Origin of the sequence: Pelagibius sp. (assembly GCF_028289705.1) — a bacterium.
Classification (GTDB): Bacteria; Pseudomonadota; Alphaproteobacteria; order Kiloniellales; family Kiloniellaceae; genus Pelagibius.
In genome coordinates this window covers 34112-46306 of sequence record NZ_JANQOI010000177.1, presented here as the reverse complement: position 1 = coordinate 46306, position 12195 = coordinate 34112, and the positions used below count along the sequence as shown (strand labels likewise).

The window sequence follows — 12195 nt, the reverse complement described above, 5'->3', positions numbered from 1 at the left end:
GGCATCGTGCTGACCGGCGGCGGCGCGCTGCTGGGCAACATGGACTACGTGCTGCGGGCCTCCACCGGCCTGCCGGTTTCCATCGCCGACGACCCGCTGTCCTGCGTCGCCCTGGGCACCGGTCGTTGCCTCGAGGAAATGAAGGTTCTGAAGAACGTCCTCATTTCCATGTATTGAGTGCCCTGATTATTGGCGGTCAATGGTTTCTTCATTTGAATTTGTTGTGATCATTCGGTAGCTTAGCCCGAATCGGTCGCTCGTAGGCCCATGGGGGGATGGCCACGACAGGAGGACCTGTGAACAAACCGACCGGCTCAGAGATTCGCCTTGCCTCGCCGCTCAAGGCCTGGGCAAGTCGTTTTGCTCTGCTGCTCCTGGTCGGCGCCGCTTTCGGCCTCATGCTCATCGGCCGCACCAATTCCTTTCTCGTCGAAGAAACCCGCACCGCCGTCACCGACATGGTGACGCCGATCCTGGATGCCGTCTCGCAGCCGGTGGACACCCTGAGCGGCGTCATCGATCAGGCCGAGGCCCTGGCCAACCTGCAGAGCGAGAACGTCGCCCTCAAGGAACAGAACGCCCGCCTGCTGCACTGGCAGGCCGTCGCCCGCCGCCTGGAGGCCGAGAACGCGGCCCTGCGCAATCTCAGCCAGATGGTGCCGGACCCGCAGATGCGCTTCATCACCGCGCGGGTGGTGGGCGATCCCGGCGGCGCCTTCGTGCGCAGCGTGCTGATCAACGCCGGGGAGCGCAACGGCATCGCCAAGGGACAGGCGGCGACCACCGGGGCCGGGCTGGCCGGCCGGGTCGCCGAGGTCGGGCTGCGCTCCTCACGGGTGCTGCTGGTCACCGACATCAACAGCCGCATTCCCGTGGTGGTGGGGCAGGGGCGCGACCGGGCGGTCCTCGCCGGCGACAACACTGACGCCCCGCAGCTGCTCTATCTCGGTCCCACCGCCAAGCTGCGGATCGGCGACCAGGTGACCACCTCCGGCCACGGCGGCGTCTTTCCGCCGGGCCTGCCCATCGGCGTGGTCTCCGCCGTCGGCGATACCGGCGTCCGGGTCGAGCCCTTCGTCGATTGGGCCCATATGGAATTCCTGCGCATCGTCGACTTCGAGATGAGCGGGATCCTCGACTTCCAGTCCGTGGAAGCCGCGCGGGCGGCTTCGGCCGAGGCGGAAACCGCCGCGGCCGCTGCTGAGGGTCCCGGGCAATGAGGCAGGGGCAGTGAGGCAGGTCCAGTGAGACAGGGGGTGCTGCATCGCCTGGACGGCGTGGCCCGCACCATCTCGCCGTTTTTCGTCACCCTTCTGCTGGTGCTCTTCGCGCTGCTGCCGCTCCGGGTCACCGATTTCGCCCCGATCATGCCGGCGGTCGCCCTGGTGGGGGTCTTCTTCTGGTCGGTGCATCGTCCCGACCTGATGCCCATCTGGGCGGTCTTTCTCATCGGTTTCGTGCAGGATCTGCTGGCCGGCGGGGTCTGGGGGCCGGGCATCCTCGGCCTCCTGCTGGCCCACGCCCTGGTGGTCTGGCAGCACCGCTTCTTCCTCTCCGCCTCCTTCATCCTGATCTGGTGCGTCTTCATGCTGGTGGCGGCCGCCGCCATGGCGGTGACCTGGCTGTTCACCTGCCTGGCCATGCTGACCTACATCGACCCCGATCCGGTGTTCTTCCAGTTCCTCATGACCGTCGCTCTCTACCCCGTCCTGGCCTGGCTTTTCCTGCGCGGCCAGCGCCTCTTCCAGCGCTAGAGCGGGCAGCGGGGACGGGCCATGCTGCAGAAGAACGAGGACGTCGAACGCCAGCGCGCCTTTTCGCGCCGCGGTCTCCTGCTGGGCGGTGCCCAGGCGCTGCTGCTGACCGGCCTGGCGGCGCGCATGTACTACTTGCAGGTGGTCGAGGCCGACCGCTATAGGACCCTGGCCGAAGACAACCGCATCAACCTGCGCCTGCTGCCGCCGCCGCGCGGGCGCATCCTCGACCGTTTCGGCTATGCGCTGGCCAGCAACCGCCAGAACTTCCGCGTCGTCCTGGTGCGCGAACAGGCGGGCGACGTGGAGCGGGTGCTGAACGCTCTCTCCCAGCTCATGGCGCTCGACGAGCACGACTACAAGCGGGTGCTGCGCGAGGTCTCGCGCAAGCGCGGCTTCGTGCCGGTGACGGTGCGCGAGAACCTGACCTGGGACGAGGTCAGCCGGGTTGAGGTGAACGGCCCGGACCTGCCGGGTGTGTCCATCGAGATGGGCCAGATCCGCGACTATCCCTACGCCTCCAGCATGTCCCACGTGCTGGGCTATGTCGCCGCCGTGGCCGAGCGCGACCTCACCGGCGATCCTTTGCTGGAGCTGCCGGGCTTCCGCATCGGCAAGAACGGCATCGAGCAGAAGTACGACCTGGCCCTGCGCGGGTCCGCCGGCAACAGCCAGATCGAGGTCAACGCCTACGGCCGGGTCATCCGCGAGCTGAACCGCGAGGAGGGCAAGCCCGGCGACGAGCTGGTGCTCACCGTGGACGGCGGGCTGCAGACCTTCGTGCATCAGCGCCTGATGAGTGAGAAGAGCGCCTCGGCGGTGGTCATGGACATCGAGACCGGCGACGTGCTCGCGCTGGGCTCGGTGCCCAGCTACGACCCCAACGCCTTCAACATCGGCCTCACCGTCAAGCAGTGGAACGACCTTCTCAACGATCCGCTGAAGCCCCTGAACAACAAGGCCATCGCTGGGCTCTACGCGCCGGGCTCGACCTTCAAGATGATCGTCGCCCTGGCGGCGCTGAAAGCCGGCATCGGCCCGGACCACCGCGCCTTCTGCCCCGGTTTCATGACCCTGGGCCGTGCCCGCTTCCACTGCTGGAAGCGCCACGGCCACGGCTGGGTCGACATGATCCGCGGCATCCAGCATTCCTGCGACGTCTTCTTCTACGACGTCTCCCGCAAGGTGGGCGTCGACAACATCGCGGCCATGGCCCGCACCTTCGGCCTCGGCGAACCGGTGGGCATCGATCTTTTCGGCGAGAAGGGCGGGGTCATCCCAACCCGCGACTGGAAGCTGGCCAATATCGGCGAGCCCTGGCAGGGCGGCGAGACTCTTGTCGCCTCCATCGGCCAGGGCTTTGTCCTCACCACGCCGCTGCAGCTTGCGGTGATGACCGCGCGGCTGGCCACCGGCAAAGCCGTGGTGCCGCGCCTGACCCGCGGCGTGCGTGCCGAGAACGAGGACCCCGCGGCACCGCCGCCGGCACCGGACTTCGCCCCCCTGGACGTGCCGGAAGCGCATTTGGCTCTCATGCGCGAGGCCATGGACGCCGTCAGCAACCATCCCCGCGGCACCGCCTACCGCGCCCGCATCGAAGACGAGGGCTGGGAGCTGGCGGGCAAAACCGGCACCTCCCAGGTGCGCCGCATCACCATGGCCGAGCGCGCCGCGGGCGTCACCAAGAACGAACAGTTGCCCTGGCGGCGCCGCGACCACGCGCTCTTCGTCTCCTACGCGCCGGTGCACAAGCCGCGTTACTGCTGCGCGGTGGTGGTGGAACACGGCGGCGGCGGTTCCAAGGTGGCGGCGCCGATCGCCCGCGACATCCTGATCGAAACCCAGCGCCGCGACCCGGTGGCGCATCCCTCCCTGCCGATCCTGGCGGACGGGCTGTCGGTGAAGCGGGGATAGTCCCAGCCATGCCCGCGGATACCTTCCTCTCCACCCGCAACCCGGAAATGACCCTGCGCCAGAAGATCTGGCAGCTCAACTGGGGCCTGGTGATCCTGCTCTGCCTGATCGCCGCGGTGGGCTTCGCCATGCTCTACTCGGCGGCCAACGGTTCGGTCGAGCCCTGGGCCTCGCGCCAGATGGTGCGTTTCGGCCTCGGCGTCGTCATCATGTTCACCGTGGCGCTGATCGACGTGCGGTTCTGGTTCCGCTACGCCTACCTCATCTACCTGGCCAGCCTCGCCCTTCTGGTGGCGGTGGAGGTGATGGGCTCGGTGGGCATGGGCGCCCAGCGCTGGATCGACCTCGGCTTCATCCGCCTGCAGCCTTCGGAGGTCATGAAGGTTTGCCTGGTGCTAGCCCTGGCCCGCTACTTCCACGGCGTTTCCACCGAGGAAATCGGCCGCCCCACCTACCTGCTGCTGCCCCTGGCCCTGATCCTGGCGCCGGCGGCCCTGGTGCTGAAGCAGCCGGATCTGGGCACCGCCGGCATGCTGCTGCTGGCCGCCGCCGCGGTGCTGTTCTGTGCCGGGGTGCGCTGGTGGAAGTTCGCCATCGTTTTCGTCGGTGGCTGCGCGGCGGTTCCCGTCGCCTGGCAGTTCCTCCGCGACTACCAGAAGGCCCGGGTGATGACCTTCCTCAACCCGGAGAACGATCCCCTGGGGGCCGGCTATCACAGCCTGCAGGCGATGATCGCCTTCGGCTCCGGCGCGGTCACCGGCAAGGGTTTCCTCCAGGGCACCCAGAGTCACCTGAACTTCCTGCCGGAAAAGCAGACCGACTTCATCTTCACCATGCTGGCCGAGGAGTTCGGCCTGGTGGGCAGCCTCGGGCTCCTCGGCCTCTATTTCCTGCTGCTGGCCTACGGCTTCGCCATCGCCTTCCGCGCCCGCAACCAGTTCGCCCGGCTGTTGGCCATCGGCCTCACCACCAACCTTTTTCTCTATGTTTTCATCAACATGGCCATGGTGATGGGGGTCTTCCCGGTGGTCGGCGTGCCGCTGCCGCTGGTCTCCTACGGCGGCACCGCGCTGCTCACGGTGATGACCGCCATGGGCCTCATCATCTCCTGCTACATCCACCGCGACATCCGCATCTCCCGCCGGGGAACCTCGGAGGGGTAGGGGGCCGGAACCGCCCGCGAGAGATCTTCTTCAAACTCCTCTCGACAAAGGGGGGCGGACTTGCTATCACCCCGCATCCCGGCCGCCGGAGCCTTCTCCGGACAAGTCGGACTGCGCGCCCGAACGGGGCCGCCAGCCGCCGGGACCCCACCTTGGGGGCGTATAGCTCAGTTGGTAGAGCAGCTGACTCTTAATCAGCGGGTCCTAGGTTCGAGTCCTAGTACGCCCACCAAGCTTTCTCCCAGATTCCAGCAGTTGAGGTTGCTATTTCCAGACTCTGGGTAGCGTTTTTGGGTAGCGATCCGGCCATCGCTACATCGAAGTCCGCCTGTTTGAAGCTGAGAGCAGTTCAGTTGCGACACGGATGTGCCGTTGCCACAGCCGACGCCTGTTAGGTTCAGATCCCGGGCACGCAACCACCTCTACCGAACTGTCTCATGGCCATAGTCGAGATAGTGCCAGGGGATGTCAGCCATCGGGATTGATCTTGGCAATGGGGCGGTATGCAGCTTGGGAATGTACAGGGACTTGGAAGCCGGTATAGTCAGGCACCAGAGGCGATCCTGCTCGAACGTACGGCTTGCCGGTCGGGCAACCCAGGGAGGTTGCAATGCTCGATGTCGAAGAACTTCGGGAACGCACCCGGGATATGGATGCCCTTGCGCTTCTGCGGTTCTTGATCACTGAAGCTTTTCCGCGGAAGACAGTGGCGACCTGTTCGCTCAGGGGGCGCAGTGTCGTGCTGCTGAAGATGATCTCGCTGATCGACCCCGCCACGCCGATCGTGTTCTGCCATGCGCCAAACCTCTATCCCGACAGCCTGGAGTATCGGACGAAACTTGTCAGCCAACTCGGCCTGCGCGACATCCGCGGACCTGCCGAGGACGAAGGCAAACCTCTGCCCGACGACTGCAGTCACGGCGAAGGCCTGTGGGCGGTAAAAGCGGATGATCACACCCGCGTCTACGATTTTGTCGATCTGAACCGGTCGCTGGCGGATTTCGACTGCTGGATCAGCGGGGTGTACCATGGCCCCTACACCGAGACGCCGAAGCCGCGGGTGATTGAGGAAGGCAGACTCATTCGGATCAACCCATTGGCGTCGTGGACGCAAGACCAGGTGCGCAGTTTCATGAAGGAGCATGGGTTGTCCTATCACCCTCGCTCGATCCTGCCTCCACGAGAGCCAGCCAAGGAAGAATCGAGAGGCGTCCCACACCATCACTATTGAGCGCCGCCGCCTCGCACGCGGTGGGCCGAACCGATGGCGATCGGGCGTGGGGGCCACCCAAATCCAGATTCGACACGAACAGGTCCGCCGGCCCCATGAGAGGCTGCCGCCCGGCGATGACCCACTGTCAGGTGATTACGATCTCAATGCACACTGGGGCCCAACCTGGCCGGAAGAACGGCATCAGGGCTGTTCGTAATGTGGCGACGACTGGTATATGTGGAGCGGCATGATCATCGCGCAAATCTCTGACACCCATATCGATCTGGATGGCCCGAATAGTGCTGCCCGGCTCCGCAATCTCGAAGACTGCGTGGTGGACATCAACCGCCTCGATCCGCTGCCGGACGTCGTTATCCACACCGGCGATCTCAGCCAGAACGGGAAGCCGGCGGAATACGAGGCGGCGAGGCGCCTTCTCGACGCCTTGCGCTGCCCGCTTCATGTCGCGGCGGGGAACCGCGACGAGCGTGCCGCGCTACGCTCAGCCTTTCCCGCCGACGACTATCTCCTGCCCGATACGCTCTTCGTGCAGTACCGCAGCGATGCATTCCCGGTGCGGCTGATCGCTGTGGATACGCTCAGCGAAAGCAGCAACCAGGGGGACTTTTGTCAGATCCGGGCGGAAAACCTCCGCGCGGCCCTCGCCGAAGACACGACCAAGCCGACCGCGATCTTCATGCACCATCCGCCCTTCGAGGTGCGCGAGTCCAAGTATCCTTTTCAGTTCGAAGCCTGGGAATCGGTTGAAAGAATGAGCCGCGTGCTCGAGGGGCAGCGGCAGGTCGTCGCAGTGTTCTGCGGCCATACCCACCGCGACGCAGCGGGCGAGATCGCCGGGGTGCCGGTGAGCAGCATGCCAAGCGTCGCTGTCGATCTGCGGCTCGGCAGCTATTCGGACGAACTGCAGTCGGTTCCCCTCTACAAGCTCCATCGCTTGGATGCCCAGCAGCGCTTCGTCAGCGAGATCCGAGCCGCGCGGCAGCGCCAGGCGTTGCCGGCCGGGAACGCCGGCTGAGCGCTCTAAGGAGCCGCAGCGAAAATCGAGCATCACGGCGGAGAATCATACGATGCCAACGACGCTTGCGGAGCTTACCGACCGCCTGATCGCGTTTCGCGACGCCCGTGACTGGCGGCGCTTTCACTCGCTCAAGAATCTTGTGCTTTCGGCCAGCATCGAGTCCGCAGAGCTTCTCGAACTGACCCAGTGGCAGGACGACGATGAGGTCGAAGCCCGGATCGACGAGCCGGAATTCCGGGCTCGCCTCGCCGAAGAATGCGCCGACGTGCTGCTCTATCTGCTGCTGATCGCCGAGCGGGCGGGGTTCGAGCTCGACGCGGCAGCGATGGACAAGATCGAAATCAATGAGCGCAAATACCCGGTGGAGAAGGCGCGCGGCAACGCCCGCAAATACACCGAACTTTGACGGAACAGGCGCTCTCTTCGCTCCTGCGCCCCCGGTCTCTGGAGCTGCGGCCGCATTCCGCTTGCCTGACCGCGGGGAGCAGGGCGGTGGACGTCATTGACCGATCTTGATCAATCGACGATGTGGTACACGGGAGCCTTCTCCAATTCCCACTTGCCGGAATCCCGGTCATATTGGGAGACGGTGAAGCAATGCCAGTTTTCGTCATCCAGCTTCATGTGATCGCCGCGATAGTAGTATCCCGGCCACCGCGTTTCCTTGCGGAACAGCGTGTGTTGGGTCACGGACTCCGAGGCCAGGATCCGGTGGTGGAGCTCCCACGTCCGTTGTAGCTGGTGGAGGTCTTCGGCCCCCATTTTTTCCATGTCTTCCTTCAGCATGCCCAGCAATTCGAGGCCGCGATTGAGCTGCCACTCGTTCGTCATGTAGTTGGTGCCAATGCCGCCGACGTATTCATCCATGATCTTCTCGAGACGCTGAAGACCGTGTATCGGCAGGATGTAGTTGGGTGACACGGTGCCCGCGACGATCTCATTGCGACCGACCTCGTAGTTCTCCAAGGGTTGGAAGACGACCTTCTTGAGGTCTTCGTACTCCGCCTCACTGACCTCGGGTTGGTCTTTGCCCATGTCGTTTACGTACTTCACTGCCGCCTTGCCGGCGATCCGGCCTTCCGTGAAGGAACCCGAGGAGAACTTGTGCGCCGTACCGCCGATGGTGTCGCCGGCGCCGAAGAGTCCGTCGACGGTCATCATGCGGTTGTATCCCCACTGATACTCCGACGGGGCGTAGTCTTCCGGCCCGCTCGCCCAGGCGCCCGAGCAGGTGGCGTGGGAGCCCATGACGTAGGGCTCGGAGGTGGTCAGTTCGGGATTGATGTGCTTGGGATCGATGTTCTGTGAAGCCCAGACGACCGCCTGGCCGATGGTCATGCCGAGGAAGTTCTCCCAGCCCACGGTTTCCTTGTGGGGATCCTGGAAAGCCTCCTTGGTGACCATGCGGATGGGGCCGCGCCCCGCTGCGACCTCCTTGAGAATTGCATGGTTGCGCAGGCAGGTCGGCACCGGATGGCGGTCGATGTAGTCGCCGACCAGCGCCTTGGTATCCTCGTACCAGGTGGACTCGTATTCCTCGCCGTAGACGTTTTCCGTGTAGGTCTTGAGGTGCAGGAAGTAAGCGCCCACGGGGCCGTAGCCGTCCTTGAAGCGGGTGAGGACGATGCGGTTTTCCATCTGCGTCATCTTCGCGCCGACAAGGATCGGCAAGGCATAAGCCGACGCGCTCGACCAGGGCGCATACCATGTCCGCCCCATGCCTTCGCCCACCGCGCGAGGCTTGAAGATGTGCGAGGCGCCGCCGGCACAGACGATCACGGCTTTGCCGCGGAAGACGTAGAAATCACCGGTGCGGACATTGAACCCGACGGCCCCGGCGACCCGGTTGGGTTTCGTCTTGTCCATCAGCAGGTGGGTCACCATGATCCGGTTGTAGACTTCCGTGGCGGCCTTGCGGGCGGCCTCGGCGACGATCGGCTTGTAGCTTTCGCCGTGGATCATGATCTGCCATTTACCTTCGCGCTGATACCGCCCCGTTTTCGGATCGCGCATGATCGGCAGGCCCCACTCCTCGAACTTGTGCACCGTCGAGTCCACATGGCGGGCGATGTCGTAGCCGAGATCTTCCCGCACCAGGCCCATGAGATCGTTCCGGGCGTAGCGGACGTGGTCCTCGGGCTGATTCTCGTCCCACTGCATGCCCATGTAGCAGTTGATCGCATAGAGGCCCTGGGCGACGGCGCCGCTGCGCTCGATGTTCGCCTTTTCGACGCAGACGATTTTCAGGTCGCGTCCCCAGTACCTGGATTCATATGCCGCCCCGCAGCCGGCCATGCCGCCGCCGATGACGAGAACGTCGGAATCGACGAAGACCGTCTTCCTGCCCCCGAACAGTCCCATCAGACCAACCCCTGCTTCAGTTGATCCGGGCGCAAGGCCGGCAGCCCGCCCTCGATATTGAGGTACTCCGGCTCGTGGGCGAGTTCCTGTTTGTCGAAATCTTCAGCGCTGGGCGCGTCGTACTCGGCCGGCCCTTTGATCGATCCCCATTCCGTTGTCCGGATCGGCGACACGAAATTCTTCTCGCGCCCGTCGCGGAACTGCAGCCGCCAGGAAATGACCCCCTTCTCCGGTTCCCTGAGGACGCGGACACTGTGGCCCAAGGGCGCGAAGTCGGCGTAACCGCGGTCATCGATGGCGTTCTGCGGACAGGCCTTCACACAGGAATAGCACTCCCAGCACATATTCGGCTCGATGTTGAAGGCGCGGCGGTAGGTGGTGTCGATATGCATGATGTCGGACGGGCAGATATCGACGCAATGTCCACAGCCGTCACAGCGGGTCATGTAAACGAATGTCGGCATTGTTGTCAGTTCCCTCCTGTACCGAAGACCAGCGACGCCTTCGTCTTATTAGTAGTAGCTTTATTAGTAGTGGCTGGGCTGCCTGCGGGGATCACCCAGGTTTGCCGGTTTGTCGGCCGGGGCGGGCAGGTTGCTGCGCGAGCCGTCAGCGCTGGCAACCCTTTTCTGGAGCGCAGCCGCCGGCTTGAAGAACATGTGTGAGAACTTCGACCACGGAACCGATCCGAAGAGGATGGTTGTCGCAATCAGATACAAGCCGAGAAACAAGGTCGTCAAAGGACCGTTCACCGCCTGCAGAAAGGCCCAGATCAACCCAAAGGTCACGCTTCCCAGAAGCGAAAGAATGAACAGATCGGCACGCACAAGGCGGTAGGGCGGATGGCCCTCGGCGGCGACGTCGACCCGGATGACAAACCAGAACCAGTAGCCGCCGCCGCAGACCATCAGGGCGCCGAGAACCCAGAGTAGCGGCAGAATGGCGGGCGTGGGAGCAGCCGGCGTCGGATAGCCGAAAACCATGATCGCGGTGGTGATCACGTAGATCAGGAAACCGTACATGGTCAGGAGATGGGCGATCCTGCGGTGCGGATTGCAGAACTCGGCGGATGTCGCGACATCGACCACAGCGGTCTGGATCGCGAGCGACGCCATTTCCCCGCTACCGACCTGCTCCGTGCCTTTGCTTCTCGCTTTCCGCCAGTTGTCGAAGAAGTACCTGGCGCTTTTCTTATGCCAGACGTCGAAAAGCGTGCCACCGGCGACCAGGATGATCATGATGACGACGTATGCCTGCATAACGGCGGGCGAAATGGACGCCGAAAGCTCGGCGAAGGGATTGGTGGTGAGCATTGGGTTCCCCCCGGATATCAGCCAGTTCCCAACGTTCTGAGTTGGCCCCAGTACAGTCGCTTCATGTGCCAGTTCCCAACTCAGACCAGCCAATCAGCCAAAACAAACAGTACCATACCCGCAAACGCAACTCAGTCGAAACGTTGCCGTAGCAAAGATTCCGCCGGCACGCCCCGAATGCAGCCCTCTCTCACGTATCAGGGCGAGCGTCTGGTCTTGCCGCAACACCTTATGGGGGTGGGTCAGTGAAGGGAATCATAATAGGCCTGCAGCACTTCCAGGACTTCAGGCCGGCTGAACTCGGGCGGGACGGTCTCGTGCTGGGCAAACATCTCCCGCAAGCGGGTCCCGGAGATCGTCAGCCGGTCTCCCTCGCCGTGCGGACAGGTCTTGTCGGTGGCCATGCCGTCGCATTTGCTGCAGTAGAAGGTGACACCGACCTTCAGCGGCTGGATTCTCAGGCTGCCCGGTTCCAGTGTGTCGAAGATGTGGTGGGCGTCGAAGGGACCGTAGTAATCGCCGATGCCGGCATGGTCACGCCCCACAACCAGATGGGAACAGCCGAAGTTCTGCCGGAAGACGGCGTGAAGCAAAGCTTCACGCGGGCCCCCGTATCGCATCTCGATCGGATAGCCGGCCTGTATGATCGTTCCCGGGACGAAGTAGTGGTTGACCAGGGCATCGATGGCCTTGACGCGAACCTCGGCCGGAATGTCGCCCGGTTTCAAAGCGCCCAGCACCTGGTGGATAAGCACGCCGTCGCAGATCTCAATGGCGATCTTGGCCAGATGTTCATGGCTGCGGTGCATCGGGTTGCGCGTCTGGAATGCGGCAACCCTGGACCACCCCTTTTCCTGGAACAGCGCCCTGGTCTCCGCCGGTCGATGATAGAGGCCCTTGTAGGTCTCGGGGAAATGCCCCTCCGACAGCGCCATGACGCGTCCCGCGAGATTGATCGGACCCTGTTCCATCACTTTCTGCACGCCAGGGTGCGCCGTCTCTGTGGTCCGGTAGACGCGCGAGCACTCCAATTCCTTATCAATCGGGTATTTTTCGTTGACAGTAAGGACGCCGAGAATGTCGCCGTTCTCGCCGTCCAGCAGCGCAACCTCCTCGCCGATCTGGATGCTCCCGGCGAGGTCCGTCTCGCAGGAGAGCGTGATTGGGATGGGCCAGAACGGGCCATTCGATAGCGCCATGTCGACGCAGCATCCGCGCCAGTCCTCCTCGCCCATGAATCCCTCGAGCGGGGTGTAGGCGCCCATTGCCAACATGAACAGATCAGAGACTTCGCGGGTCGACAGCGGGACTTTCTTCAGATGTTCCGCCCGCTTCAGCTCCTCCGGCCGCTCCGTCTCCGGCAGCAACAGCGGCCTCAGAGTTTCTGCGCCGTGTGGCGGAACTAGATTGGACATGGCGCAGTCATCCTCGTTTCAGC

The 12195-nt window shown here is 63.8% G+C and carries 12 protein-coding genes and 1 tRNA gene; 9 read left to right on the top strand and 4 right to left on the bottom strand.

What is annotated here, in order from left to right:
• From Q0996_RS22320 to Q0996_RS22280, 9 genes are all read left to right on the top strand, one after another.
• Window positions 1-177, top strand: a 177-nt coding sequence (locus Q0996_RS22320; protein WP_299625256.1) for a rod shape-determining protein, incomplete at its 5' end; no start/stop codon positions are given.
• A 119-nt stretch (window positions 178-296) separates the two neighbouring features.
• Window positions 297-1220, top strand: coding sequence for a rod shape-determining protein MreC (mreC, locus tag Q0996_RS22315; protein ID WP_299625250.1), 924 nt, complete (start codon window positions 297-299; stop codon window positions 1218-1220).
• A gap of 24 nt (window positions 1221-1244) precedes the next feature.
• Entirely contained in the window at window positions 1245-1754 is a 510-nt protein-coding gene (gene mreD, locus Q0996_RS22310; protein ID WP_299625247.1) for a rod shape-determining protein MreD, read from the top strand.
• A 21-nt stretch (window positions 1755-1775) separates the two neighbouring features.
• Entirely contained in the window at window positions 1776-3668 is a 1893-nt protein-coding gene (gene mrdA / locus Q0996_RS22305) for a penicillin-binding protein 2 (protein WP_299625244.1), read from the top strand.
• A gap of 8 nt (window positions 3669-3676) precedes the next feature.
• Window positions 3677-4831: a rod shape-determining protein RodA gene (gene rodA / locus Q0996_RS22300; RefSeq protein WP_299625242.1), complete on the top strand. Its 1155-nt coding sequence runs from the start codon at window positions 3677-3679 to the stop codon at window positions 4829-4831.
• A 156-nt stretch (window positions 4832-4987) separates the two neighbouring features.
• Window positions 4988-5063 (top strand) — tRNA-Lys (locus Q0996_RS22295).
• 378 nt (window positions 5064-5441) lie between these two features.
• Window positions 5442-6062: a phosphoadenosine phosphosulfate reductase family protein gene (locus Q0996_RS22290; protein WP_299625241.1), complete on the top strand. Its 621-nt coding sequence runs from the start codon at window positions 5442-5444 to the stop codon at window positions 6060-6062.
• Between the two features lie 229 nt (window positions 6063-6291).
• Entirely contained in the window at window positions 6292-7080 is a 789-nt protein-coding gene (locus tag Q0996_RS22285) for a metallophosphoesterase (protein ID WP_299625239.1), read from the top strand.
• Between the two features lie 52 nt (window positions 7081-7132).
• Window positions 7133-7489, top strand: coding sequence for a nucleotide pyrophosphohydrolase (locus Q0996_RS22280; RefSeq protein WP_299625236.1), 357 nt, complete (start codon window positions 7133-7135; stop codon window positions 7487-7489).
• Between the two features lie 110 nt (window positions 7490-7599).
• On the opposite strand, the gene aprA is transcribed toward Q0996_RS22280, so the two are convergent.
• From aprA to sat, 4 genes are all read right to left on the bottom strand, one after another.
• Window positions 7600-9444, bottom strand: a complete 1845-nt coding sequence (aprA, locus tag Q0996_RS22275; protein WP_299625233.1) for an adenylyl-sulfate reductase subunit alpha — start codon at window positions 9442-9444, stop codon at window positions 7600-7602.
• Entirely contained in the window at window positions 9444-9908 is a 465-nt protein-coding gene (aprB, locus tag Q0996_RS22270; RefSeq protein ID WP_299625230.1) for an adenylyl-sulfate reductase subunit beta, read from the bottom strand. Before aprB ends, aprA begins: the two co-directional genes overlap by 1 nt.
• 63 nt (window positions 9909-9971) lie before the next feature.
• Window positions 9972-10757, bottom strand: coding sequence for a hypothetical protein (locus tag Q0996_RS22265; RefSeq protein ID WP_299625228.1), 786 nt, complete (start codon window positions 10755-10757; stop codon window positions 9972-9974).
• A gap of 242 nt (window positions 10758-10999) precedes the next feature.
• Window positions 11000-12172, bottom strand: a complete 1173-nt coding sequence (gene sat / locus Q0996_RS22260) for a sulfate adenylyltransferase (RefSeq protein WP_299625226.1) — start codon at window positions 12170-12172, stop codon at window positions 11000-11002.
• Window positions 12173-12195: the final 23 nt, after the last annotated feature.

Excerpts from the sequence above, each read along its gene's own strand:
- mrdA (WP_299625244.1), top strand. The coding sequence starts at position 1,776 with ATGCTGCAGAAGAACGAGGACGTCGAACGCCAGCGCGCCTTTTCGCGC.
- rodA (WP_299625242.1), top strand. The coding sequence starts at position 3,677 with ATGCCCGCGGATACCTTCCTCTCCACCCGCAACCCGGAAATGACCCTG.
- Q0996_RS22290 (WP_299625241.1), top strand. The coding sequence starts at position 5,442 with ATGCTCGATGTCGAAGAACTTCGGGAACGCACCCGGGATATGGATGCC.
- Q0996_RS22285 (WP_299625239.1), top strand. The coding sequence starts at position 6,292 with ATGATCATCGCGCAAATCTCTGACACCCATATCGATCTGGATGGCCCG.
- Q0996_RS22280 (WP_299625236.1), top strand. The coding sequence starts at position 7,133 with ATGCCAACGACGCTTGCGGAGCTTACCGACCGCCTGATCGCGTTTCGC.
- aprA (WP_299625233.1), bottom strand. The coding sequence starts at position 9,444 with ATGGGACTGTTCGGGGGCAGGAAGACGGTCTTCGTCGATTCCGACGTT.
- aprB (WP_299625230.1), bottom strand. The coding sequence starts at position 9,908 with ATGCCGACATTCGTTTACATGACCCGCTGTGACGGCTGTGGACATTGC.
- Q0996_RS22265 (WP_299625228.1), bottom strand. The coding sequence starts at position 10,757 with ATGCTCACCACCAATCCCTTCGCCGAGCTTTCGGCGTCCATTTCGCCC.
- sat (WP_299625226.1), bottom strand. The coding sequence starts at position 12,172 with ATGTCCAATCTAGTTCCGCCACACGGCGCAGAAACTCTGAGGCCGCTG.